23 protein-coding genes are annotated in these 24069 nt (G+C 75.0%); 14 read left to right on the forward strand and 9 right to left on the reverse strand.

The annotated features are described in order from the left end of the window. Nucleotides 1-132: 132 nt before the first annotated feature. The gene (locus GA0070614_RS23205) at nucleotides 133-3792 is read left to right on the forward strand and encodes a SpoIIE family protein phosphatase (protein ID WP_088977948.1); all 3660 of its coding nucleotides are present in this window, start codon (nucleotides 133-135) and stop codon (nucleotides 3790-3792) included. Nucleotides 3793-3844: 52 nt separating this feature from the next. Here GA0070614_RS23205 and GA0070614_RS23210 read toward each other — a convergent pair whose 3' ends face one another. Continuing rightward, a complete protein-coding gene (locus GA0070614_RS23210) occupies nucleotides 3845-4159 on the reverse strand; it encodes an STAS domain-containing protein (protein ID WP_172892490.1) in 315 nt (104 codons plus the stop codon). Between the two features lie 95 nt (nucleotides 4160-4254). Between GA0070614_RS23210 and map the strand changes: the two genes are divergently transcribed. Next, complete coding sequence (gene map / locus GA0070614_RS23215; protein WP_088977950.1) at nucleotides 4255-5112, forward strand: type I methionyl aminopeptidase; 858 nt, start codon at nucleotides 4255-4257, stop codon at nucleotides 5110-5112. Next, nucleotides 5109-5825: a VIT1/CCC1 transporter family protein gene (locus GA0070614_RS23220; protein WP_088977951.1), complete on the forward strand. Its 717-nt coding sequence runs from the start codon at nucleotides 5109-5111 to the stop codon at nucleotides 5823-5825. The genes map and GA0070614_RS23220 overlap by 4 nt, the downstream gene beginning before the upstream one ends. Nucleotides 5826-5956: 131 nt before the next feature. Here GA0070614_RS23220 and GA0070614_RS23225 read toward each other — a convergent pair whose 3' ends face one another. The 7 genes from GA0070614_RS23225 to GA0070614_RS23255 all read right to left on the reverse strand — a co-directional run bounded on the left by GA0070614_RS23225 (nucleotide 5957) and on the right by GA0070614_RS23255 (nucleotide 12807). Further along, nucleotides 5957-6694: a hypothetical protein gene (locus GA0070614_RS23225; RefSeq protein WP_088977952.1), complete on the reverse strand. Its 738-nt coding sequence runs from the start codon at nucleotides 6692-6694 to the stop codon at nucleotides 5957-5959. Between the two features lie 528 nt (nucleotides 6695-7222). After that, nucleotides 7223-7702 carry a nitroreductase/quinone reductase family protein gene (locus tag GA0070614_RS23230; protein ID WP_088977953.1) on the reverse strand — a complete coding sequence of 160 codons (480 nt, stop codon included), beginning with the start codon at nucleotides 7700-7702 and terminating at the stop codon, nucleotides 7223-7225. 97 nt (nucleotides 7703-7799) lie between these two features. Next, entirely contained in the window at nucleotides 7800-10547 is a 2748-nt protein-coding gene (locus GA0070614_RS23235; RefSeq protein WP_088977954.1) for an ABC transporter permease, read from the reverse strand. Beyond that, a complete protein-coding gene (locus GA0070614_RS23240) occupies nucleotides 10544-11278 on the reverse strand; it encodes an ABC transporter ATP-binding protein (RefSeq protein ID WP_088977955.1) in 735 nt (244 codons plus the stop codon). Before GA0070614_RS23240 ends, GA0070614_RS23235 begins: the two co-directional genes overlap by 4 nt. Next, nucleotides 11275-11859: a PadR family transcriptional regulator gene (locus GA0070614_RS23245; RefSeq protein ID WP_088977956.1), complete on the reverse strand. Its 585-nt coding sequence runs from the start codon at nucleotides 11857-11859 to the stop codon at nucleotides 11275-11277. Before GA0070614_RS23245 ends, GA0070614_RS23240 begins: the two co-directional genes overlap by 4 nt. A gap of 58 nt (nucleotides 11860-11917) precedes the next feature. Further along, entirely contained in the window at nucleotides 11918-12367 is a 450-nt protein-coding gene (locus GA0070614_RS23250) for a ferritin-like domain-containing protein (RefSeq protein ID WP_088977957.1), read from the reverse strand. Continuing rightward, nucleotides 12364-12807, reverse strand: a complete 444-nt coding sequence (locus GA0070614_RS23255; protein WP_172892620.1) for a hypothetical protein — start codon at nucleotides 12805-12807, stop codon at nucleotides 12364-12366. Before GA0070614_RS23255 ends, GA0070614_RS23250 begins: the two co-directional genes overlap by 4 nt. Nucleotides 12808-13036: 229 nt before the next feature. On the opposite strand from GA0070614_RS23255, the gene rimP reads away from it, so the two are divergent. The 11 genes from rimP (at nucleotide 13037) to GA0070614_RS23310 (ending at nucleotide 23674) form a co-directional block, all read left to right on the forward strand. Next, on the forward strand, nucleotides 13037-13735 hold the full coding sequence (rimP, locus tag GA0070614_RS23260; RefSeq protein WP_088979604.1) for a ribosome maturation factor RimP: 699 nt from the start codon (nucleotides 13037-13039) through the stop codon (nucleotides 13733-13735). Further along, a complete protein-coding gene (gene nusA / locus GA0070614_RS23265) occupies nucleotides 13732-14775 on the forward strand; it encodes a transcription termination factor NusA (RefSeq protein WP_088977958.1) in 1044 nt (347 codons plus the stop codon). The genes rimP and nusA overlap by 4 nt, the downstream gene beginning before the upstream one ends. Nucleotides 14776-14791: 16 nt before the next feature. Next, nucleotides 14792-15124, forward strand: a complete 333-nt coding sequence (locus GA0070614_RS23270; protein ID WP_088977959.1) for a YlxR family protein — start codon at nucleotides 14792-14794, stop codon at nucleotides 15122-15124. A gap of 93 nt (nucleotides 15125-15217) precedes the next feature. Further along, entirely contained in the window at nucleotides 15218-18214 is a 2997-nt protein-coding gene (gene infB / locus GA0070614_RS23275) for a translation initiation factor IF-2 (protein WP_088977960.1), read from the forward strand. 88 nt (nucleotides 18215-18302) lie between these two features. Continuing rightward, on the forward strand, nucleotides 18303-18596 hold the full coding sequence (locus GA0070614_RS23280) for a DUF503 domain-containing protein (protein ID WP_088977961.1): 294 nt from the start codon (nucleotides 18303-18305) through the stop codon (nucleotides 18594-18596). A 277-nt stretch (nucleotides 18597-18873) separates the two neighbouring features. Next, nucleotides 18874-19347, forward strand: a complete 474-nt coding sequence (gene rbfA, locus GA0070614_RS23285; RefSeq protein WP_088977962.1) for a 30S ribosome-binding factor RbfA — start codon at nucleotides 18874-18876, stop codon at nucleotides 19345-19347. Continuing rightward, nucleotides 19344-20405, forward strand: coding sequence for a DHH family phosphoesterase (locus tag GA0070614_RS23290; protein WP_408630704.1), 1062 nt, complete (start codon nucleotides 19344-19346; stop codon nucleotides 20403-20405). Before rbfA ends, GA0070614_RS23290 begins: the two co-directional genes overlap by 4 nt. Nucleotides 20406-20461: 56 nt before the next feature. Continuing rightward, nucleotides 20462-20869, forward strand: a complete 408-nt coding sequence (locus GA0070614_RS23295; RefSeq protein ID WP_088977963.1) for a hypothetical protein — start codon at nucleotides 20462-20464, stop codon at nucleotides 20867-20869. Then, nucleotides 20869-21078 carry a DUF6186 family protein gene (locus tag GA0070614_RS23300; RefSeq protein ID WP_172892621.1) on the forward strand — a complete coding sequence of 70 codons (210 nt, stop codon included), beginning with the start codon at nucleotides 20869-20871 and terminating at the stop codon, nucleotides 21076-21078. Before GA0070614_RS23295 ends, GA0070614_RS23300 begins: the two co-directional genes overlap by 1 nt. Before the next feature lie 677 nt (nucleotides 21079-21755). Beyond that, nucleotides 21756-22268, forward strand: a complete 513-nt coding sequence (locus GA0070614_RS23305; RefSeq protein ID WP_231933365.1) for an AAA family ATPase — start codon at nucleotides 21756-21758, stop codon at nucleotides 22266-22268. Nucleotides 22269-22357: 89 nt separating this feature from the next. Next, nucleotides 22358-23674, forward strand: a complete 1317-nt coding sequence (locus GA0070614_RS23310) for an MATE family efflux transporter (RefSeq protein WP_088977965.1) — start codon at nucleotides 22358-22360, stop codon at nucleotides 23672-23674. 41 nt (nucleotides 23675-23715) lie between these two features. On the opposite strand, the gene GA0070614_RS23315 is transcribed toward GA0070614_RS23310, so the two are convergent. After that, a complete protein-coding gene (locus tag GA0070614_RS23315; RefSeq protein ID WP_088977966.1) occupies nucleotides 23716-23994 on the reverse strand; it encodes a hypothetical protein in 279 nt (92 codons plus the stop codon). Between the last annotated feature and the right edge of the window lie 75 nt (nucleotides 23995-24069).

Genomic DNA, 24069 nt, shown 5'->3' on the forward strand with positions numbered 1-24069 from the left:
GGCAGGATGAGACGCAGGTAACCAGCGATCGCCGCGGGGCATGCGTTACGTTGCTGGTCCGTCTGGGTAGAAGGCGGGGCGCGGCCGGCATGACGCCAGGCGTCACGGGGCACGGCCGGAGCGGGAGGGTACATGAGCGCGGCCCAGGTGGGCGAGGAGGGACGGTTCCACGCGCGTCCCGCCGACGGGACGCTCCCCGCGCAGCTCGCCGAGGCCTTCGCGGCCGGTGGCGAGATGGGACGTCGGCTGGGCGCGTACGACTGGTCCCGCACCCCGCTCGGCACCCCCGACACCTGGCCGCCGGCGCTCTGCCACGCGGTCAGCATGATGCTCGCCTCCCGCGCCCAGATCGCGATGTTCTGGGGCCCGGACCACCGGGCCTTCTACAACGACGCCTACCGGCCGACCATCGGCACCAAGCACCCGGCCGTCATCGGCCAGCCGGCCAGCCGGCACTGGGTGGAGACCTGGGACGTGCTCGGGCCGGTCCTCGACGACGTGCTGCGTACCGGTGAGCCGTACCACGGCACGGACCACCCGTTCCTGATCGACCGGCACGGCTTCGTCGAGCAGGTCTACTTCGACGTCTCCTACGACCCGATCCGCGGCACCGACGGCAGCGTCCAGGGCATCTTCTGCTTCGTCAACGAGACCACCGGCCGGGTGCTCGGCGAGCGGCGGCTGCGGGCGCTGGCCGACCTCGGTTCCCGCCTCGGCGAGGCGCGCAGCGTGGCGGAGGTCGCCCGCCTCGCCGCCGAGGTGCTCGACGGGTACCGCTCCGACGTCCCGTTCGCCCGGGTCCGCCTCTACGACGACCAGGGCTGCCTCGCCCTCGCGGGGACCGGTGGCGACACGCCGGACGGCGTCCCCACCGACGCGCCGCCCGTGCTCGCCCGGGTCGCCGCGGGCGGCGTCCCCGCCGAGGTCGACGTGGCCGAGCTGCCCGGCGTGGTGCCGCCGGAGGCCGCCGACCGGGCCCTGGTGCTGCCGCTGACCGCCACCAACGAGCCGGCCGGGGTGCTCGTCGTCGGCGTCTCCCGCCGGCTGCACCTCAACGAGGAGTACCGCACCTTCTTCGACCTGGTCACCGCCCAGATCTCCCAGGCCCTGGGCCAGCAGCGGGCGTACGAGCAGGAGCGGGCCCGCGCCGCCGAGCTGGCCGCCCTCGACCGGGCCAAGACGAACTTCTTCGCCAACGTCAGCCACGAGTTCCGCACCCCGCTGACGCTGGTCCTCGGGCCGCTGGAGGACCTGCTCGCCGATCCGGCGCTGCCACCGGCGTACACCGAGCGGCTGACCGTCATGCACCGCAACGCGCTGCGCCTGCTCAAGCTGGTCAACACGGTGCTCGACTTCTCCCGCCTGGAGTCCGGCCGGCTGGCCGCCCACTTCGAGCCCACCGACCTGGCCGACTACACCTCCCGGCTGAGCAGCACCTTCCGCTCCGCCACGGCCCGCGCCGGCCTGCGCCTGGTGGTCGACTGCCCGCCGCTGCCCGCGCCGGTCTTCGTGGACCGGGACATGTGGGAGAAGATCGTCCTCAACCTGGTCTCCAACGCGCTGAAGTTCACCTTCGACGGCGAGATCCGGGTCCGGGTGCACGTCGTCGCGGGCGCGGCCCGGCTGGAGGTCAGCGACACCGGCGTCGGCATCGTCGCCGACGAGCTGCCGCACGTCTTCGAGCGGTTCCACCGGGTGCCCGGGGTCCGGTCGCGTACCCACGAGGGCACCGGCATCGGCCTCGCGCTGGTGCGCGAGCTGGTCGAGATGCACGGTGGCAAGGTCGAGGTCAGCAGCCGGGTGGACGAGGGCAGCACCTTCGCGGTGACCCTGCCGTTCGGCTCGGCGCACCTGCCCGCCGACCGGGTGGCCAGCGGCAGCCCGGCGCCGCTCGCCGAGCCCCAGCAGGCCGCCCTGTACGTCGCGGAGACCGCGATCTGGTCCGACGACCGCAACGCCCTGGTTCCGGCGCCGGTGGCGGAGGAGCCGGCCGGCGCCGGCCGCATCCTGCTCGCCGACGACAACGCCGACCTGCGCGAGCACGTCACCCGGCTGCTCGGCCCGTCGTACGAGGTGGTCGCGGTGCCCGACGGCGTGGCGGCCCTGGAACAGGCCGTCGACGGCACCTTCGATCTGGTGCTGACCGACGTGATGATGCCCCGGCTGGACGGCTTCGGGCTGGTCACCGCGCTGCGGGCGAACCCGCGTACCCGGCACGTGCCGATCGTGCTGCTCTCCGCCCGGGCCGGCTCCGCCGAGGCGGTCGCCGGGCTGTCGGTCGGCGCCGACGACTACCTCACCAAGCCGTTCTCCGGTCAGGAGCTGATCGCCCGGGTCCGGGCCAACGTCGAGCTGGGCCAGCTGCGCGGGCAGATCATCCGCCGGCTGCGGGCGCTGGCCGACGCCGCGGTGGCGATCAACACCGCCCGCTCCACCGCCGACGTGGTCCAGGTCGCCGCGCGGCACGCGCTCAGCCTCGCCGAGGCGGCCCGGGTGCTGGTCACCACCAGCGGCGCACGGTACGAGGCCGACGCCGGCGGGACGACGCCGCAGGAGCCGTCGGACGTGCTGGCGCTGACCGGCACCGCCGGCACGCAGCTCGGCGAGCTGCGGGTGTGGCGCACCGACGGCGACGGACCCGAGCGGGCGGCGCTGACCCAGCTGGCCCGCCTGGTCGGGGTACGCCTGGAGAACGCCCAGCTCTACGAGGCCGAGCACCACATCGCCACCACCCTGCAGCACAGCCTGCTGCCGACCACCCTGCCGCAGCTCCCCGGCGCGGTGGTGGCCAGCCGCTACCTGCCCGGCAGCGCCGACGTGGAGGTCGGCGGCGACTGGTACGACGTGATCGGGGTCGGCGACGACGAGGTCGTGCTGGTCATCGGCGACGTGGTCGGCAAGGGCGTCCGCGCCGCGGCGGCGATGGGCCAGCTGCGCAACGGGCTGCGGGCGTACCTGCTGGAGGGCTACGACCCCGGGCAGTCACTGACCCGGCTCAACCGGCTGGTCGGCTCCACCGAGCGGCAGTCCTTCGCCACCGTGGTCTGCCTCTCGTACTGCCCCCGCACCGGCCTCCTGCGGTACGCCAGCGCCGGCCATCCGTCCCCGCTGTTGATCCGAGGAGACGACGTGGCGTTCCTGCACGATCGGGCACTCGGTCCACCCATCGGCGCGATCGCCGGCACCAGCTACCGGACGGTCGAGGGCGACCTCACCCCCGGCGACCGGCTGCTGCTGTACACCGACGGGCTGATCGAGGACCGGCACGCGGGCATCGACGCCGCCCTGCTCCAGCTGCGCCAGGACGCCTCGGTGTCGGGCGAGCACGTCGCCGACCTGGTCGACGCGGTGGTGGAGCGGGTCGCCGGGCGCAACCGGCACGACGACGTGGCGGTGCTGGCGCTGGAGGCGGCCGAACTGCACCGGTTCGCGCTCCGGCTGCCGGCCGACCCGACCCGGCTCAGCGTGCTGCGCAAGCGGCTGGAGAACTTCCTCCTCGCCCACCGGGTCGGCGAGAACGACCTCTTCGACCTCACCGTGGCCGTCTCCGAGGCCGCCGCCAACGCCATCGAGCATCCGGTGGACCCGCGTGAGGAGACGATCCACGTCGAGGTGGGCATCGACGGCCGGACGGTGACGGCGACCGTGCGCGACAGCGGGCGGTGGCGGGAGTCGACCGGGTCCGGCTTCCGCGGCCGGGGCCTGTCGCTGATCGAGGCGTTGGGGGAGTTGTCGGTGACCCGTACCCCGGACGGGACGGAAGTGACGCTGCGCCGGCGGTTGCAGGACTGAGCCCGCCCGGCGCGGACGCGACGCCCCGCCGCCCACGGTGACGGGGGGCCGGTCAGTCCCGGTGCAGCCAGCCCTGCTCGCCCAGGCCGGAGATCTCCAGCACCCGGACGACCTGGCGGGAGGGGAGCACGGTGAGCCGGTCGGGGAGCCGGTCGGCGAGCCGGACCACCGCGTGGATGGCGGCCGAGTCGAAGAAGGTGACCCCGCGCAGGTCGAGGGTGACCCGCTCGGCGGGCTCGCGGAGGGCGGTCTGGAGCATCGTGTCGGCGGTGGCCATGTCGACCTCGCCGGTCACCACCACGCGGAGGTGCTCTCCGTCGAGCTCCGCGCTCGCGGAGAACACGGGAGGTGCGCCCCCTTGATCCACGCAGCAACTTTGGCACAGCACGGTTGCCACGGCAACAACCTCGGCGGGCGGGTGCGTGGCGGGAGTCACCGTGGGCGCGGCGATAGGCTGTGGCCATGAACGTCCGTGCGCCGCTGACCCCCGGCACGCTGTCCCCGTGGCGAGCGGTGCCCGCCCACATCGCCCGACCGGAGTACGTGGGCAAGAAGCGCCCGCAGGAGTGGCGCGGCTCGCACGTGCAGACGCCGGAGACCATCGAGAAGATGCGGATCGCCGGCCGGCTCGCCGCCCGGGCGACCCGGCTCGCGGGCGAGCACTGCAAGCCGGGCGTGACCACCGACGAGATCGACCGGGTGGTGCACGAGTTCCTCTGCGACCACGGGGCGTACCCCTCGACGCTGGGCTACAAGGGCTTCCCGAAGTCCTGCTGCACCAGCCTCAACGAGGTCATCTGCCACGGCATCCCGGACAGCACGGTCCTGCGGGACGGCGACATCATCAACGTCGACGTCACCGCGTACATCGGTGGGGTGCACGGGGACACCGACGCGACCTTCTGCGTGGGCGAGGTGAGCGAGGAGGCCCGGCTGCTGGTCGAGCGGACCCACGAGGCGATGATGCGCGGCATCAAGGCCGTCGCCCCGGGCCGCCAGATCAACGTGGTCGGCCGGGTCATCGAGTCGTACGCCAAGCGGTTCGGCTACGGCGTGGTCCGCGACTTCACCGGCCACGGCATCGGCGAGGCGTTCCACAGCGGCCTCTACGTGCCGCACTACGACAGCCCGCGCCCCACCGACGTGATGGAGCCCGGGATGACCTTCACCATCGAGCCGATGATCACCCTCGGCACCCACCAGTACGACATGTGGGACGACGGCTGGACGGTGGTCACCAAGGACCGGAAGTGGACGGCGCAGTTCGAGCACACGATCGTCGTGACCGACGACGGCCACGAGATCCTGACCCTGCCGTGACCGAGACCCCTGCCGCGCTGCGCGAGGCACACCACGCGGACGTCTCCGGCGGCTGGCTGCGGCCGGCCGTCTTCGGCGCGATGGACGGCCTGGTCACCAACATCGCCCTGATCGCGGGCGTCGGCGGTGGCGGCGTCTCGCCCCGCAGCATCGTTCTCACCGGCACCGCCGGCCTGGTCGCCGGGGCCATCTCGATGGGGCTGGGGGAGTACACCAGCGTCCGCTCCGCCAACGAGCAGGTCGCCGCCGAGGTGGCCAAGGAGCGCCGCGAGCTGGAACGGCACCCCGAGGCGGAGGCCCGCGAGCTGGCCGACGCGTGGGTCGCCCGCGGCCTGCCCCGTGACCTGGCCATGCAGGTGGCGAACGAGATCCGGCGCAACCCGGAGGAGGCGCTGCGGATGCACGTCCGGGAGGAGTTGGGCATCGACCCCGACGAGCAGCCCAGCCCGTGGGCGGCGGCGATCTCGTCGTTCCTCTTCTTCTCGGTGGGCGCCCTGATCCCGCTGCTGACCTACCTGCTCGGCTCCACCGACCTCTGGCTGGCGCTCGGCGTCGGCGGGGTGGGGCTCTTCGCCGCCGGGGCGGTCGTCGCCCGGTTCACCAGCCGCCCCTGGTGGTCCGGCGGCCTGCGCCAACTCCTGCTCGGCGCCCTCGCCGCCGCCGCCACCTACGGCATCGGCGCCCTGATCGGCGTCCAAGGCGGCCTCGGCTGACCCCCTCCCCGTCCCCACCCCCACCCCCACCCGAGCACACGCGCTCTTTCAGAGAAAGAGTGGCTATTCCGCGTCGAATAGCCACTCTTTCTCTGAAAGTGCGGGCGGGTGGGTTCGGGGGTGTGGGGGTGTCAGGGGGTGAGGAGGTCGTCGACGGTGCCGTCGACGGGGCGACCCCGGGCGGCCAGTTCGTCGGCCTGTCGGCCCAGCACCGTCCCCACCTCGGTCATGTCCGCCCCGGCCAGCCCGGTACGCCGGACCGCGTCGCCCGGATCCCGGAAGTAGGTGCGGGTGAGCAGCCCGGTCACCGTGGCCGCCGCCAGCCGGGCCTCGCCGAGCATCAGCAGCGCCTGGTCGGTCTCGTACCACTCGGCGAGCCGCGCCGCGCGGGCGTGCGCCGCCCAGCCCCGGTACCACGCCTGCCGGGCCGCCGCGGTGAACTCGGCCGGGCGGGCCCGGGCGAGCCGCCCGAGGTGCTCGTCGCGCAGGGTGCGCAGCCAGCCGGTCGGGTCGTACAGGGCGGTGGTGGTGACGTACCGGTCGGCGGTCAGCGGCCAGAGCGGGGTCAACGTCCGCGCCTGCCGCAGGTACTCCTGCGCGCCGGCCACGGTCAGGTCGACCAGCACCCCGTCCACCCGCCGGGTCGACGGCTCCGGCCCCGCGCCCGCCCGGTAGGTCGCCAGCAGCAGGCCCACCTCGGCGTTCCCACCCCCGTCGTCGTCGCCGTGCGCGAGCGGCCCGTGCACCGCCACCACGAGGATGTCCGCCGGGAACCGCCGCCGGGCCGCCTCGGCCACCCGCTCGGCGACCCGCCACCGCCGGTCGTCCAGGTGCGGGTCGGTGCCCAGCCCGGCGCCGCTGCCGTCCACGGACGTCACCTCCGTCCCACGCCGGGTCCCACGCCTGGCCGGCGGCGCTCGACCCGCCACGTCGGCGGGCGGCGGCCGTGACCCGGAGCCGACCGGTCCGGGCCGGTCGGGCACCGTCCCCACCCTAGCCAGACCGGCGTCGCCCGCCCGCTACGCCGCGCCCGTCCGCCGATGCGCGGCGCTCGCCCACAGGCCCGCCACGCTCGCCACGCCGCACCTGCCTCCGGGTCCGCCGCGTCCGGTCTGCCGGTCCGCCGTGCCCGGGGACGCCGTGTCCGGTCCGCTGGGACGCCGTGTCCGGTCCGCTGGGAGGCCGCGTCGGGTCCGCTGGGAGGCCGCGTCGGGTCCGCTGGGACGCCCCGTCCGGTCCGCCGGGACGCCGTGTCCGGTGCCGGGACGCCGTGCCCGATTCGCCGGGACGTCGTTGCTTGCCTGCCGGCATGCCGCGCCCGTCCGCCGATGCGCGGCCCCTGCACGGTCCGCCGGCATGCGGCCCGTGCAGGGTCCGTCGGCGCGAGCGGCGCGCGGTCAGGCGGTCGGCCGGTCGGCCGGGACCAGTCGGAAGATGCGGATCTCCCGATCACCGGCCCGCTCGACGTACGTCTGGTACGCCGGCCACTCGGTCACCAGCAGCCGCCAGAGCCGGTCGCGTTCCGCGCCGGTGGCGACCTCGGCGCGGACGGGGAGGCGGCGCCCCTTCACGTCCACCTCGGCGGCGGGGTCGGCCAGCAGGTTCATCGCCCAGCCGGGCTGGTGCCGCTGCCCCCAGTTCGACCCGATCACCACGTACGCGTCGCCGTCCGGCACGAACAGCAGCGGGTTGCTGCGGGGCAGGCCCGAGCGGCGGCCGGTGGTGGTGAGGACCAGGGACGGGACCAGCCCGAGCGCGACCACCCGGCCCCGGGTGAGCCGCCCGACCAGCCGGTCGGCGGGGACGAGCAGGCGCATGGTGGCGCCGAACCAGCGGTGGTGGCCGAGGCGGCGGGTGAGGGATCCCAGAACGGACACGTTGACAGTCTGCCAATTCGACGGCCCGTGCGGCACCCCTCCGGGCGGCCCCCGACGGCGCGCGGCCCCCGACGGCGCGCGGCCCCCGACGGCGCGGTCAGTCCAGCCGGCGTTCCACGGCCAGCCGGGACCGGGTGAACAGGCCCGCGCCGAGCATCGCCACCAGTGGCACGAACACCAGCACGCCCAGGGTCAGCCAGGGCACCACGAGCGGGTACGGCGCCTGGACCGGCCAGGAGTCGGCGTACTGCCGGTTGACGGAGGTCAGGATCACCACCGTCGAGCCGAGGCCGGCCAGGATGCCCAGCACCGAGCCGAGTCCGGCGATCACCCCGGCCTGACAGAGCGAGAGCACCCGGCGCATCCGGGGACTGGCCCCCACGGCGGCCAGGGTGGACAGGTCCCGACGGCCCTCCGCGGCGGCGAGCCCGGTGGCGACCCCGGCGGCCCCCAGGGTGATGATCCCGGCGCCGGCGGCCAGCAGCAACAGCAGTGGGCGCTGGCCGGAATCGGTCGGACCGGTGTCCACCTCGACCCAGAACGAGCCCAGTGGGCGCAGGTCGGCGGTGAGCCGCCGCTGCTGCGACGCCGTCGGCACGGCGTGGGTCTCGACGGCGTACCCCAACGGCTCGACGGCCAGGCCGAGCCGGGTGGCGGCGGGGGTGGAGAGCACCAGCCGGTCCACCGGCAGGCCACCGCGCAGCACGTACCCGGGTAGCGCGACGGTGGTCGTGGCCGGCGGTTCGGGGCCCTCGCCGACCCGGCTCATCGCCACCGTCACCGTGCCGTCGCGGACCCGGCGCGGGTCGGTCACCACCGCGCCGCCGGCCCGCAGCACGGCGCTCGCCCGGGCCACCTCCTCCGGCGGCGCGTCGGTGAGCGCGGGCAGGACGGACCCGTCGTCCACCAGGACCGGCAGGGAGACGCCGGTGGGTTCCGGCATCGAGCGGCAGCGCGGGTCGGCCTGCGCCCGTCGGCGGACCTCGGCCGTCCGGAGCGCCTCGACCTCGAACGGGCAGACCTGTTCGGGCGGCAGCACCGCGTGGACCGTGCACTGCTCGTCCCGGTGCGGCCGGGCGCAGACCGGCACGTCGATCCGGGCGACCGAGTCGGCCGCCAGCACGCCGCGGACCCGGTCGGCGACCGACGGCAGCGCCGGCAGGTCATCCGCCTCGGCCGAGCCGGCCCGGTACAGCACCACGTGGCCGGGCGGCACGCCGGGCTGCCAGGCCGCCCGGCTCCGGGCGTCGTCGCTGGCCACCCAGACGCCGACGGCCACGCTGCCGGCGACCGCCGCCATCACCGCCGAGATCGCCGGGGCGGCGGAGGAGCGGTTGCGGCTGGCGTCACGCAGCGCGATCCGGGGCGCCAATGGCAGCAGCCGTCCCGTCCGGGCCAGCAGGCCGACCAGGGTGGGCGTGGTGAAGACCAGGCCCAGCTCACCGAGGACCAGCCCGGTGAGGATCACGAGCGGCGTGCCGCGATGCGCGCCCAGGGCGGCGGTCGCGGTGCCCAGGACGGTCAGCGTCACGCCGAGGACCAGCCAGCGCCGGCGGTGCGGCGGCACCGTCCGTCGCCCGGCCAGCCCGGCCACCACGTCCTGCCGGGCGGCCGTCCAGGCGGGGGCGAGCGCGGCCAGCACCCCGGCCAGCACCGCGACCGCCGCGATCGTCGCCAGCGCCGCCGGGAAGACCCGGTACCCGCCGAACCGGGCCTGCATGACGTACTCCTCGACCAGCGGCCGGGCGGCGAGGGCCAGGGCGACACCGAGCAGCACGCCGAGGGCCGCCCCGACGCCGCCCAGCACCACTCCGTCGGCGAGCACGATCCGGCGCAGGTGCACCGCGTCGCCGCCGGCGACCGCGACCAGCGCGAGGTCGCGGCGTCGCCGCCGTACGCCGACCGCGAAGGCCGGCCCGACCAGGAGCACCACCTCCAGCAGGCCGAGCCCGCCGACCAGCAGCGCGCTGCCCGTCCCCTCGGCGTCGGAGACCAGGGCGCCGGGGAGGTGGCCCTCCGGGACCGCCGTCGCGCCGGGCACCGGGGTACGCGCGGAGACGGTGATCCCCCGCGCGTTGAGCCGGGCCGCCAGCGCGGCGTCCACCGGGCCGGGCAGGTCCACCAGCCAGCTCCCGTCGTAGGCGCCGGCCGGTGGCGCGGGGGTCGCGCCGGGGGGCAGCGCGGCGGTCGCGCCCAGGTCGTCCGGGAACTCCACCATCCCGACCACGCGGTACGCCCGTGACCCGTCGGCCAGGGTGACCACCCCGCCCAGGTCGACGTCGAGTTCGCGCAGCGCCGCCGCGCTGACGGCGATCTCGTCCGGCCGGTCCGGTGTGCGGCCGGCGCGTAGCCGGGCCGTGCTGCCCGCGACGGGGTCGGTGAGGTCCAGCGCCCGGCCGGTGAGCGCGACGAGCCCGTCGCCGACGCGCACCTCGAAGGGGATCCACCAGCGCACCGGGGCGATCCGGCTGCCGGGCGGTAGCAGGGCGGTGATTTCCCCGGCCGTCACCGGGCGGGTCCGGGGCCGCTCCTCGCCGCCGGCCGGGTACACGCCCTCGCCCCAGGCGTCCTGCACGACCGGGGTCTCCGAGATCCAGCGCAGCTCCACGTCGGCGGCGCCGATGCGCTGGTCGAGCCGTTCCGCCCGGGTGAGGGTGGACATGTCGTAGGTGGCCGCGACGAAGCTCAGGGCCAGCACCGGCAGGGCGATCATCGCCAGCACCAGGGCGGTGCGTCGGCGTGCCCGGCGCGCCTCCCGTCGGGCGATGCGCAGCGCGGCCCGCCAGGAGCCGACCGCCTCGGCGATCCGTCCGGTGCGCCGGACCCCGGCCGGGTGCGGCCTCACCTGCCGCTGCCGGAGAGCAGCTGCTCGACGCCGGGCAGCGGCGCGGTCGAGTCGACCATGACCCCGTCGCGGAGGAAGACCACCCGGTCGGCCCAGCCGGCGTGCCGTGCCTCGTGGGTGACCAGCACCCCGGCCGCGCCCGCGTCGACCCGGCGGCGCAGCAGGTGCAGCACCGCCTCGCCGGTCTGCGAGTCCAGCGCCCCGGTCGGCTCGTCGGCCAGCACCAGCCGCCGCTCGCCGACCAGCGCGCGGGCGATCGCCACCCGTTGCTGCTGGCCGCCGGACATCTGGTCGGGGAAGCGCTCGCCCAGCCCGGTCAGGCCGACCTCCGCCAGGGCGGCGAGCGCCGCCCGACGGGCCGGGCGCACGCCCACCCCGTCGAGTTCGAGGGGGAGGGCCACGTTCTCCGCGGCGGTGAGGCTGGCCAGCAGGTTGAGGTCCTGGAAGACGTAGCCGATCCGCCGGCGGCGCAGCCGGGCGAGGCCGCGGTGGTCGAGCGTGCCCAGCGGCTGCCCCTCGACCACCACCTCGCCGGCGGTGGGACTGTCCAGCCCGCCGGCCAGGGTGAGCAGGGTGGACTTGCCGGAGCCCGAGGGACCCATCACGGCGACCAGCTCGCCGGCCCGGACGGTGAGGCTGACCCCGCGCAGCGCGTGCACGGCGGCCTCGCCGCTGCCGTGGGTGCGGTGGACGTCCCGCAGGTCGAGCACCGGGACGTCGGACCCGCTCACCGGCGGGCCTCCTCGTCGGCCCGGTCCACCGCCCCCGGGTGGACGGCGCGGCCGGGTGGCACGGCGGGACGGTAGCGGACCAGGCTCGTCTCGCAGTGGTCCAGCCAGCGGATCTCCGCCTCGGCCTGGAACACCATCGCGTCCAGCACCAGCCGCCAGGGCAGGTCCTCCGGCTTGTCGCTGGCGTACTTCAGCCGGGTCAGCTCCTGCAGGGTGCGCATGGTCGCGCTGCGCTGGGTCTGCACCACCGCCCGGACGTCGACGCCGGGCGTGGTCAGCGCCAGGGCCAACTTGATCGACAGCTCGTCGCGGGGACGGTCGGCGCGGCTGATCGGGGTGGCGAACCACAGCGCCAGGTCCGCCCGCCCGGCGTCGGTGATCTCGTACGGCCGCTGCCCGCCCTCGTTCTCGGGCAGCGGACGGACCAGCCCGTCGCGTTCGAGCCGGTTGAGGGTGGTGTAGACCTGCCCGATGTTCAGCGGCCAGGTCGAGCCGGTCGACTCCTCGAACGCGGCGCGCAGCTGGTAGCCGTACATCTGGCCACGCTCGAGCAGGGCGAGCAGGCCGTGGCGGATGGACATGGCAACGGAGTATGCATACCCCGTATGCGGACCGCAACCGCAGGGGCGTCCGCGCCGCTCAGGCCGGCCGGCCGGGGAAGGCCACGGTGACCGGGGCGACACCCGCCGTCCGCCGCCACCGGGCGGCCCGGACCGCACAGTCGGTCAACGCGTTCAACGCGCGGGTACGGTCCGCGCCGGTGGTCACCGGCAGCACCGCCCGCCAGTACGCGGCCGTGCGCTCCTCGATCTCGACCGCCAGCCGCAGCGCGGCGGCCCGGTCGCCGACCGGGAAGGGCAGCGCGTAGCCGGCCTTGTCCGCCGGGACCCGACCGCCGCCGGTGGTGAGCTGGAGCACCAGCGCGTCCCGGCGGGCGCGGTGGGCCGCCTCGGCCGCGCGGGCGTCGCGCCGGGCGGCGTCGGTCAGCCGTACCCCGATCGGGCCGTAGGCGAAGATCGCCGCGTACTCGGCGGCCAGCGCGTCGGCGAGCGCCTGGCCGGCGTCGGCCGGCGCCTGTCGTCGGGTCACTTCAGCGCCTCCAGGTGGGTGGCCCGGGCGGCGGTGATCGAGCCGAGCAGGGCGGCCCGCTCGCCGGGCGCCTCCGCGCACGCCTGCGCGGCGGCCTTGCGGCCCCGCTGCTCCGCCTCCCGGAGCCCGGCCAGCAGCCCGTCGCGGTCCCCGCCCGACGGCTGCGGCCCGGGCGACCCGGTCGGGGCCGGCCGGCCGATCAGCCGGTGGATCTCGTCGGCGTGCGCCGCGTGCGCGTCGGCGATCGGGGTGAGCCGGTCGGCCAGCCCCGGGTCGGCGGCGATCGCGGCCCGGTGCCGGGCGGCCAGCTCACGGGCCTCGGCGGCGAGCGGCTCCAGCGGATCGGGCGGCGGCGGGGGCTCGTCGCCGTCGAAAAGATCACAGCCGGTCAGCGGCGCGGTCGCGCCCCCTGCCGCCAGCAGCGCCCCGGTACGCAGCAGGGCGCGCCGGGTTCGTCCCGGTCCACCGTCGTTCGCGGTCCATCTGCCCGTCGCCACCGGACAAGTCAACACCATCGGCGCGGTCAGGTGGGTGACCGCCGTCGGTGCGCCGCTCGGTCCACCACCCCGGTGGCGCGTTACGCTCTGCGCAGCCACCGGCGCGACCGCCCCGGTGGCGTGCCGGCGTGGCGGCCGTCCGACCGCCGCCGAACAGCAGAAGGGTGCGCAGATGACGCAGCGTGGCCGTGCCACCAGGCCGACGGGACCGGCGGGGCGGACCCGTCGCACCGACGGCTCCCGGGGCGGGGACCGCGCGGGCGCACCCCGGACGGACCTCGCCGCGCGGCGCGCCCGGCTGCGCGAGGTCATCGAGCCCGTGGTCACCCGGGAGGGGTACGACCTGGAGGACCTGTCGGTCTCCCGGGCCGGCCGCCGGCACGTGGTCCGCGTGATCGTGGACGCCGACGGCGGGATCAACCTGGACGCCGTCGCGGACGTCTCCCGCGCGGTGTCGGCGGCGCTGGACGCGGCCGAGGAGGCCGGCGGCGACATCGTGGCGGGGGAGTACCAGCTCGAGGTCAGCTCACCCGGCGTGGACCGGCCGCTCACCCTGCCCCGGCACTGGCGACGCAACGTCGGCCGGCTGGTCAAGGTAACCGTGCGGGGTACGGCGGCGCCGGAGCAGCCCGCCGGGGACCGTCAGGTCACCGGCCGGGTGGTGGCGGCCGACGGCGAACGGGTGGCGCTGGAGACCGACTCCGGCCGCACCGAGCACACGTACGACGAGCTGGGCCCCGGCCGGGTGCAGGTCGAGTTCAACCGCCTCGACGAGATCGACGAGGCGGACGAGTTCGACGGCGCCGACGAGGACGGCGAGGACATCGACGACATCGACGACGAAGATGATGTGGAGGACGAGGAGAGGTGAACATCGACCTCGCGGCGCTGCGCGCACTCGAGCGCGAGCGGGAGATCCCGTTCGACACGATCCTCGCGGCGATCGAGACCGCGCTGCTGACCGCCTACCGGCACACCGAGGGCGCCGAATCGCACGCCCGGGTGGAGATCGACCGTAAGAACGGGGCCGCCCTGGTCTACGCCCAGGAGCTGGACGAGGACGGCACCGTGGTGCGGGAGTGGGACGACACCCCGCACGACTTCGGCCGGATCGCCGCGATGACCGCCAAGCAGGTGATCCTGCAGCGGCTGCGGGAGGCCACCGACGAGGTGCACTTCGGCGAGTACGTCGGTCGCGACGGTGACCTGGTCACCGGGGTGGTGCAGGCGCACGAGACCCGCCGGGAGAAGGGCATCATCAGCGTCGACCTGGGCAAGCTGGAGGGCGTCCTGCCCCAGTCCGAGCAGGTCCCGGGTGAGAACCCCCAGCACGGCGAGCGGATCCGCTGCGTGGTGGTGCACGTGGCCAAGGGGATGCGTGGCCCGCAGGTGACGCTGTCCCGCTCACACCCCGCCCTGGTGAAGAAGCTCTTCGCGCTGGAGGTGCCGGAGATCGCCGACGGCACCGTCGAGATCGCCGCGATCGCGCGTGAGGCGGGTCACCGTACGAAGATCGCGGTCCGCTCCACCGCCCAGGGCGTGAACGCCAAGGGCGCCTGCATCGGGCCGATGGGCCAGCGGGTGCGCGCGGTGATGAGCGAGCTGCACGGTGAGAAGATCGACATCATCGACTGGTCGGACGACCCGGCGACCTTCGTCGGCAACGCGTTGTCGCCGGCCAAGGCCCTGCGCGTCGAGGTGGTCGACCTGGCCACCCGGACCGCCCGGGTGACCGTCCCGGACTTCCAGCTCTCGCTCGCGATCGGGCGGGAGGGGCAGAATGCCCGGCTTGCTGCCCGACTGACCGGTTGGCGGATCGACATCCGCTCCGACGCCGAGCAGGCCGGGGCGGGCGGCCGGGGCGGAGCCGATCACGTCCCGGAGCCGGGCGGCGCGATCTCGGCAAGCTAGGGGTAGACTTCTTCCAGTGGTACGACGCGCGCAGCCGGAGCGCACCTGTGTGGGTTGCCGGCGACGTGCGCCGGCCAGCGAATTGCTGCGGATCGTCGCGGTCGGCGACGGGGCTGATCTCAGTCTCCGGCCCGATCCGGCTCGCAGGCTGCCGGGTCGGGGAGCGAACATGCACCCGGATCCGGCCTGCTTCGCGCAGGCGGTGCGGCGTCGCGCCTTCGGGCGTGCGCTGCGCCTCACCGGGGTCCCTGACCACGGCGCCGTCGCGGAGTACATCGATGCGCCAACCACTACGTCCGGTCAACCCGACCGGGCGAGGGTCGCTAGCAGGGTAGGACGACCGACATGAGCACACGATGAAGTCCCTGAAATGACCAGGCTTCAAGTGCACGAGTGAGGTCGCTGCGGGTGCTGCCCGCACGACCTCGGAGTGAGGAGTGCAGTGGCAGGTAAGGCCCGCGTACACGAGCTGGCAAAAGAGCTCGGGGTCGAAAGCAAGACCGTTCTCGCCAAACTCAAGGAGATGGGCGAGTTCGTGAAGTCCGCGTCCAGCACCGTCGAGGCGCCCGTCGCCCGACGGCTGCGTGGCGCATTCGTCGCGTCCGCCGGCACCTCGGCGCCGTCCGCCCCTCCGGCGGCCGCCCCGAGCCCGGCACCGACCCCGACGCCGTCCCCGGCCCCGGGCGCCCCCCGGGTCTCGGCCAAGCCGATGCCGCCCCGGCGGCCGGCCGCGCCGACCCCCGGGCCGAAGCCCAAGGGCCCGGTTCCCGGCCCGCCGCAGCCGGTGACCCCGGTCGCCAAGCCGGCGAGCGCACACGACATCGAGGTGGCGGCCGCCGAGGCGCGCGCCGCCGCGCTGAAGGCTGAGCAGGAGGCCGCGGTCAAGGCCGCGCAGGCCGCCCGCCAGCAGCAGCGGGAGAACGTCCGGCGCGAGCCCCCGACCGAGGGTGGCCCGCGTCCCGGCCCGCGTCCGGGTCCGGGCGCGATGCCGCCCCGCCCGGGTTCCCCGGCCGCCGGTCGTCCCGGCGCACCGGCCCCGGGCCCGAACGCCCGTCCGGGTGGTCGTCCGCCGGCGCGCGGCGCCGGCAACAACCCGTTCGGCATCCAGGGCGGCCAGCAGCAGCGGCCCCCGGCCGCCGGCGGTCCCCGTCCCAGCCCGGCGGGCATGCCGCCGCGGCCCAGCCCGGCCTCCATGCCGCCGCGGCCCAGCCCGGCCTCGATGCCGAGCCAGCGGCCCACCACGGGTCGCCCCGGCGGCCCCGGTGGCGGTCGTGGTGGACCCGGTGGCGGCGCCGGTCGTCCCGGCGGCGGTGGCGGTGGCTTCCGCGGCGGTCCCGGTGGCGGCGGCGGTGGCGGTGGCTTCCGCGGCGGTCCCGGTGGCGGTGCCGGTGGCGGTGGCTACCGTGGCGGCCCCGGTGGCGGCGGCGGTGCTCCGGGCGGCGGGTTCCGTCCGGGCGCTCCGGCCGGTGGCGGTGGTCGTCCCGGTGGTGGCGGTCGTGGCCGTGGCGGCGGCGCCGCGGGTGCCTTCGGGCGTCCGGGTGGTCGGCCGACCCGTGGCCGCAAGTCCAAGAAGCAGCGCAGACAGGAGTTCGACAACCTGTCGGCTCCGACCATGAGCTCGGGTGCTCCCCGGGGTCAGGGTCAGGTCGTCCGGTTGTCCCGTGGCGCCTCGCTGTCGGACTTCGCCGACAAGATCAACGCCAACCCGGGTTCGCTGGTCCAGGAGATGTTCAACCTGGGCGAGATGGTCACCGCGACCCAGTCCTGCTCCGACGAGACCCTGCTGCTGCTGGGTGAGCACCTCGGCTTCGACGTGCAGATCGTCAGCCCGGAGGACGAGGACCGCGAGCTGCTCGCGCAGTTCAACATCGACCTCGACGCCGAGGTCGCGGAGGACCGCCTGGTCAGCCGTGCGCCGGTGGTGACCGTCATGGGTCACGTCGACCACGGTAAGACCAAGCTGCTCGACGCGATCCGCAAGGCGAACGTGGTGGCCGGCGAGGCCGGTGGCATCACCCAGCACATCGGTGCCTACCAGGTCCACGTGCCGCACGAGGGCGAGGACCGCGCGGTGACCTTCATCGACACCCCGGGTCACGAGGCGTTCACCGCCATGCGTGCCCGTGGTGCCCAGGTGACGGACATCGTGGTGCTGGTGGTCGCGGCCGACGACGGCGTCATGCCGCAGACGATCGAGGCGTTGAACCACGCCAAGGCGGCCGAGGTGCCGATCGTGGTGGCGGTCAACAAGGTCGACAAGCCGGAGGCCAACCCGGACAAGGTCCGCCAGCAGCTGACCGAGTACGGCCTGGTTGCCGAGGAGTACGGCGGCGACACCATGTTCGTCAACGTGGCGGCGAAGCCGGGCATCGGCATCGACGACCTGCTCGAGGCGGTCCTGCTCACCGCCGACGCGTCGCTGGAGCTCACCGCTCCGATCGACGGGCCGGCGCAGGGTGTGGCCATCGAGGCGCACCTGGACAAGGGCCGTGGTGCGGTGGCGACCGTGCTGGTGCAGAAGGGCACCCTGCGGGCCGGCGACTCGATCGTCGCCGGTGGGGCGCACGGCCGGGTCCGGGCGATGCTCGACGAGAACGGCAACCAGGTCGCCGAGGCCGGTCCGGCCCGTCCGGTCCTGGTGCTCGGTCTGACCGCGGTGCCGGGTGCGGGTGACACCTTCCTGGCCGCCGCGGACGACCGCACGGTGCGCCAGATCGCCGAGCAGCGGCAGGCACGGCGGCGGGCGGCGGCATTCGCCAACTCCCGTGGCCGGGCGACTCTCGAGACGCTCATGGAGCAGCTCAAGGAGGGCGAGAAGACCTCGCTCAACCTGGTGCTCAAGGGCGACGTCTCCGGTTCGGTGGAGGCCCTCGAGGACGCGCTGTTCAACCTCGACATCCCGGAGGAGGTCCAGCTTCGGATCATCCACCGGGGCGTGGGTGCGATCACCGAGAGCGACGTCATGCTCGCGAGCGCCTCGTCCGAGGCGGTCACGATCATCGGCTTCAACGTGCGGGCCGCCAACAAGGTCCGCGAGATCGCCGACCGCGAGGGCGTGGAGATCCGGTACTACACCGTCATCTACCAGGCCATCGAGGAGATCGACGCCGCGCTCAAGGGTCTGCTCAAGCCGGAGTACGAGGAGGTCGAGCTGGGCAGCGCGGAGATCCGCGACGTCTTCCGCTCGTCCAAGGTCGGCAACATCTCCGGCTGTATCGTCCGGTCCGGCATCATCCGCCGCAACGCCAAGGCGCGGCTGCTGCGGGACGGCTCGGTCGTGGCGGACAACCTCACGATCAGCTCCCTCAAGCGGTTCAAGGACGACGCGACGGAGGTCCGCGAGGGCTTCGAGTGTGGTCTGACGCTGGGCGGTTACAACAACGTCCAGGTCGGCGACATCATCGAGACCTTCGAGATGCGGGAGAAGCCGCGCGCCTGATCCGGTGCTGACACAGTGATCAAGGGGTTTACGCCGTTCGGCGTAAACCCCTTGATCGTGTCTGGGGGCGACCGTAATGTCCGGGGCGATGTTCACCGGAACCGCAGTCTTCGACCTGCTGCTGCCGGGCGACAGCAGGTCGCTCAAGGCCAAGAGATCGTACGTACGGCCGATCGTGGCGGCGTTGCGCCGCTTCGAGGTGTCGGCTGCCGAGGTGGGAGCGCTCGACCTGCACGGTCGGGCCCAGATCGGGGTGGCCGTGGTGGCCGCCGAGGCGTCGCACGTGCGCGAGGTGCTGGACTCCTGCGAGCGCCTGGTGGCCGGCCGCCCCGAGGCCGAGCTGCTGTCGGTGCGCCGCCGCCTGCACGGCGAGGACGACTGACCCCGCCGTCCCGCCGCTCCGCTCCTCACACCGCCCGCCCCCACGTCGGTGATCAAGAAGTTCGCGTACGGGACACGCCGTGCGGCGTACCCGAACTTCTTGATCATCGCAAGGGGGCGGGTCGGGGTGGGTGGGTGCGCGGGTGGCCGCCGCCCCGGGCGGCGGCGCGCGACCGCACCGGGCGCGCGGGTAGTGTTCGAGGTGTTGGGCGGTCGGGCCCGGCGGTGCCCGGCGCCGTCGTGCCGGCCGGGAGCAGGATGCCCTGGAGGTGGGGGAGATGACGGATCCGGCCAAGGTTCGCCGGCACGCGGAGCGCATCCGTGAACTGGTCGCGTCGGTGGTGCGGAGCCAGATCAAGGACCCCCGGCTCGGGATGATCACCATCACCGACGCCCGGATCACCGCCGACCTGCGCGACGCCACGGTCTTCTACACCGTGCTCGGCGACGCGGCGGCCCAGGCCAGCACCGCCGCCGCGCTGGAGAGCGCCAAGGGCATGCTGCGCAGCACCGTCGGCAAGGCGCTCGGGCTGCGGCACTCGCCGACCCTGACCTTCGTCCTCGACGACGTGCAGGACCAGGTCAAGCACATCGACGACCTGCTCGCCCAGGCCCGCCACGCCGACGCCGAGGTGCAGCGGCTCGCCGCCAACGCCCGGTACGCCGGTGAGGCCCAGCCGTACCGGGTCGACGAGGACGACGACGAGGTCGACGACGACGAGGACACCCGGCCCGCCACGGACCGGCGGTGACCGCCCCGGGCGCGGCCGGCGGGCTGCTCCCCGCGGCGACGTCCACCGGCCCGACCGAGGACGACTGGGCCGCCGCGGTCGCGGCGGTACGCCGGTTGCCGGCCGACGCCCGGGTGCTGCTGATCTGTCACGTCAACCCCGACGGCGACGCGCTGGGCAGCATGCTCGGCTTCGCGCTCGGGCTGCGCCGGTTGGGCGTACGACGGCTCCAGGCGACCTTCCCCGGCCCGCCGGAGGTGCCCGAGCCGCTCCGCTGGCTGCCCGGCCTCGCCGACCTGCTGGTGCCGGCGGTCGACGCGTACCCCGATCCGGACCTGGTGGTGTGCTTCGACGCGGCGAGCGAGTCGCGCCTGGGTGAGCTGGTGGACCGGCTCGACACCGCAGGCGAGGCGCTGGTGCTGGACCATCACGCCTCGAACACCGGGTTCGGGCGCATCCATCTGGTGGACCCGCGGGCCGCGGCCACCTCGGTCGTCGCCGAGGAACTGCTGGCCCGACTCGACGTGCCGTTGGACGCGGACACCGCCACCTGCCTCTACGTCGCGCTGACCACCGACACCGGGTCGTTCCGCTTCGAGGCGACCACCCCCGCCGTGCACCAGCTCGCCGCCCGGCTGCTGGCCACCGGCATCCGGCCGGGCGACATCTCCCGGCGGGTCTTCGACACCCGGCCGTTCGGGGCGGTGCGGCTCTTCGGCGAGGCGCTGGGCCGGGCCCGTATCGACCCTGCGGCCGCCGCCGGGCACGGGCTGGTCTGGACGTACGCGACCCTGGACGATCTGGCCCGACACGAGCAGCAGCCGTACGTGCTGGAGTCCCTGATCGACTCCGTCCGGTGCACCGCCGAGGCCGACGTGGCCTGTGTGCTCAAGCAGGTCGGCCTCGACGAGTGGGCGGTCTCCATGCGGAGCAAGGGCGCGGTAGACGTCAGCCGGGTGGCGATCGCGCTGGGCGGCGGCGGTCACCGGTTCGCCGCCGGGTTCACCGGGCGCGGGAGCGCGGAGGAGGTGCTCGGCCGGATCCGGGCCGAGCTGGACGGCGCGCTGACCGGTTCCTGATCTCCGGCGGGGGTGTCGGCCTTTCCGTGCCGGGTGAGCGCGGGCAGAATCGGAGGATGGAGCAGCCCCACGACCTCACCGTCGAGGCGCCCCGCGCCTGGGACCGTCCGGTGGTCACCGTGCCGGTGCTGGCCTGCCTCTCCCTGGTCGGCGGGCAACTGCCCTCCTTCTCGACGCAGGCCAACCTGTGGACCCTGGGCACCGGTGGCGCGTTGATCTGGCTGGGGCTCGGCAACCGGGTGCCCCGGCGCCCCGCCCCGGCCCGGCTCGGCCGGGGCGCCGTCTGGTGGGTGCTGCCGGTGGCCGTCTTCGGGGTGCTGGAGGGCGCGACGTTCGTGCTGTCGGCCGGCGACGAGTTCCCCACCTTCTCCCGGCTGGCCGACCCGTTCCTGGAGGACGAGCTGGTGCGCTCTGCCGCCTGGTTCGGCTGGCTGGCCGCCTTCTGGGGACTGGTGCGGCGATGATGCGGGCGGTCGCCATCGTCGGTTTCCTGGCCGCGCTGCTGCTGCTGGCCGTGCTGGAGGTGCTGGCCCGCCGTCCGGGTTCCCGGGTGCCGTCGCTCGCCGACATCTGCGCCTACGTCATGCGGTACGAGGTCGGCCCGGTGCCGGTGGGGCGGATCGGCGTCTTCGGTTTCTGGTGGTGGCTGGGCTGGCACTTCCTGGCCCGCTGACCGGTCCCGCCCCGCCGTCCCGCCCGTCCACGCTCGCCTGACCGACCCGGCCCACGGCGGACGGGGATCCCTGCGCCGTCGTCACGCGTCGTCGCGGTCGTCGCTGCCGGCGGGTGCCGTCGTGTCCGGCCGATACCGATCACACGCAGGTAAATCCGTGCTGTCCAGATGACGGGAACAGTGGGCAGCATGTGGAAAGTGAACGTTAATTTGGGAGCGGGCCGGCGCTTCGCGGCGCTGGTCATGGGCGGTGGGGCCACACCCGGCGCCGCCTCCCCCCAGGGTCGATCGACCCGGGCTCACGCTGCCAGGCGAGCCGCTCCGGTGACCCCGGACCGCTGCCCGGCGCTCAGCAGGACCGCCCGTAGGGCCGTCGCCGTGACGGCCCGCACCCTGGAAGGGACACTCCCATGGCCGGCAAGCCCAAGACCGAGACCACCGACGAGGCGCGCGAGCAGATGCGGCGCGCCCTGCAGACCTCGATGGACACCCGTCAGTGACCCTGGCCGACCGGCGGTGACGCCGCCGACGTCCGCGTCGACGACGTCACCGCCCCTCGTCCGGCCCGCCTTCGCCCGGCCCGCCCTCGTCCGGCGCGGCAGGTCGGCCTGACGACAGTCGCCCCCGGCGGGCCTCGCCCGGTGCGCCGGAGCCGTCCCCGGCAGTACCGTCGGCCGGTGCGCAGGATCCTGATCGTCGGCAACTCCGGAGCCGGCAAGAGCACGCTCGCGCGATCCGTCGCCCGCCGGCTCGACCTCCCGTTGATCCACCTCGACCGGCACTACTGGCGACCCGGCTGGACCGCTGCCCACCCCGCGGACTTCCGCGCCGAGGTGGCCGCGCTGGCCGCCCGCGAGCGCTGGGTGATGGACGGCAACTACGCCGGCACCCTCGACCTCCGACTGCCCAGGGCCGACCTGCTCGTCCTGGTCGACCCGCCCTGGCCGCTCTGCCTCGCCCGGGTCGTCCGTCGCCGTGCCGACCCCCGTGCCGCCGGTCGCCCCGACCTCCCGGACGGCTGCCCCGAGCGGCTCGACCTGGACTTCATCCGCTACGTCTCGCAGTATCCCCGGCGGTCCCGTCCCCGGGTCCTCGCGGCGGTCTCCGCGCACGCCCCGGCACTGCCGGTGGTACGACTGCGCAGCCGGCGGCAGGTCGGCCGCTGGCTCGAATCCCTGCCCGTCGCCTGACCCCGGCCCCGCCCGCCCTCCGGGGCCGCTGACTGTAAGCATCGGCCGTGCTTGCGGGCCTTACTGCGGGTGTGCCAGGATCGGCGGCGATGAGTCAGTCCGCCACCGCCATGGCGCCCCCGCGCCGGATCGCCGCCCTCGCCCTGCCCGCCCTGGTGGTGCTCGCCGCCGAACCGCTCTACGTGCTGGTCGACACCGCCGTGATCGGGCACCTCGGCCGGGTGCCGCTGGCCGCGCTCGCGGTGGGCGGCACCGTCATGACCCTGACCGCGTGGCTCGGCACCGTGCTGGCGTACGGGATAACCGGACGGGCGGCCCGGCGCTTCGGCTCCGGCGACCGGGCGGCGGCGGTGGCCGAGGGGGTCCAGGCGTCCTGGCTCGCCCTCGCGGTCGGCGTGCTGGTGGCGCTCGGCATGCAGGTCGGCGGTGGGGCGCTGGCGCGTACCCTCGCCGGTGGTGGGGACGACGTGGCCGGCGCGGCCGCGCAGTGGCTGCGGATCGCGGCCCTCGGCGCCCCCGGCCTGCTGGTCGCCGCCGCCGGCAACGGCTGGCTGCGCGGCATCCAGGACACCCGCCGCCCGCTGCTCTTCGTGCTCGCGCCGAACCTGCTCTCCGCGCTGCTCTGCCCGCTGCTGGTCTACCCGGCCGGGCTCGGCCTGGTCGGCTCGGCGGTGGCCAACGCGGTCGCCCAGACCATCTCCGGCGGGCTGTTCGCCGCGGCGCTGGTCCGCGAGCGGGTGTCGCTGCGGCCCCGGCCCCGGCTGATCCGCCAGCAACTGGTGCTCAGCCGCGACCTGCTGGTCCGGGGCCTGGCGTTCCAGGCGAGTTTCCTCTCCGCCACCGCCGTGGCGGCCCGGTTCGGGGCCGCCGCCGTCGGCGCGCACCAGATCGCGCTGCAACTGTGGTTCTTCACCGCCCTGGTCCTCGACGCCCTCGCCATCGCCGCCCAGGCGCTGATCGGCGCCGCGCTCGGCGCCGGCGACGCCGCCGGGGCGCGTGCCCTGGCCCGCCGCTTCGCGCTGCTCGGCGGCGTCTGCGGTGTCGGCTTCGCCGTGCTGATCGCCGCCGGCGCCGGCGTGGTGCCGTCGGTGTTCAGCTCCGACCCACAGGTACGGGAGCAGGCGATGGTCGCCTGGCCCTGGTTCGTGGCGATGCAGCCCCTCGCGGGAGTGGTGTTCGCCCTCGACGGCGTGCTGATCGGCGCAGGGGACGTGCGCTACCTGCGCAACCTGACCATCGTGGCCGCGCTCGGCGGCTTCCTGCCGGCGATCTGGCTCGCCTACGGGCTGGACCTCGGGCTCGGTGGCATCTGGGCCGGGCTCACCCTGTTCGTGGTGCTCCGGCTGGCCGCCCTGTTGCTGCGGCTGCGCTCCGGCGGGTGGGCGGTGGTCGGCGCGGTCCGCTGACACTCGGTGTCGACGTGGCGGCGGCCGGCGGCGGCGTCGCCTCAGCGGATCTGCCGGACCACGTCGGCGCCGACGACGATCACCAGCACGACCAGGAGCAGGGCGACCGCCGCGAGGAACGCGACGACGAGCTTGCCTCGGTGCCGCGCCCAGGTCAGCCGTCGGTGCTCCGCACCGGTCAGCTCCTGCTCCGTCCCGGTCGCGCCCATCCAGGACGGCAGCCGGACCGGCTCGTCGGCAGCGGCGACACGGAGCCGGTCGGGGGTGTCGGTGGGGACGGCCGGGGCGTCGGCGGGAGTGGGGCTCGTGTCGTCGGTCATCGGACGCTTCCTGACGAGGGGTGTGGCGCTCGATCGTCGCATCGCCGACTCCGCCGCGCTGTCCCGTTCTCCGGG

This window comes from Micromonospora coxensis, from assembly GCF_900090295.1.
Classification (GTDB): Bacteria; Actinomycetota; Actinomycetes; order Mycobacteriales; family Micromonosporaceae; genus Micromonospora; species Micromonospora coxensis.

Coding starts and splice junctions, on each gene's coding strand:
- GA0070614_RS23315 (WP_088977966.1), bottom strand. CDS start 23,994: ATGACCGACGACACGAGCCCCACTCCCGCCGACGCCCCGGCCGTCCCC.
- rbfA (WP_088977962.1), top strand. CDS start 18,874: ATGACGGATCCGGCCAAGGTTCGCCGGCACGCGGAGCGCATCCGTGAA.
- GA0070614_RS23310 (WP_088977965.1), top strand. CDS start 22,358: ATGAGTCAGTCCGCCACCGCCATGGCGCCCCCGCGCCGGATCGCCGCC.
- GA0070614_RS23300 (WP_172892621.1), top strand. CDS start 20,869: ATGCGGGCGGTCGCCATCGTCGGTTTCCTGGCCGCGCTGCTGCTGCTG.
- rimP (WP_088979604.1), top strand. CDS start 13,037: ATGACGCAGCGTGGCCGTGCCACCAGGCCGACGGGACCGGCGGGGCGG.
- GA0070614_RS23280 (WP_088977961.1), top strand. CDS start 18,303: ATGTTCACCGGAACCGCAGTCTTCGACCTGCTGCTGCCGGGCGACAGC.
- GA0070614_RS23205 (WP_088977948.1), top strand. CDS start 133: ATGAGCGCGGCCCAGGTGGGCGAGGAGGGACGGTTCCACGCGCGTCCC.
- GA0070614_RS23245 (WP_088977956.1), bottom strand. CDS start 11,859: ATGTCCATCCGCCACGGCCTGCTCGCCCTGCTCGAGCGTGGCCAGATG.
- GA0070614_RS23295 (WP_088977963.1), top strand. CDS start 20,462: ATGGAGCAGCCCCACGACCTCACCGTCGAGGCGCCCCGCGCCTGGGAC.
- map (WP_088977950.1), top strand. CDS start 4,255: ATGAACGTCCGTGCGCCGCTGACCCCCGGCACGCTGTCCCCGTGGCGA.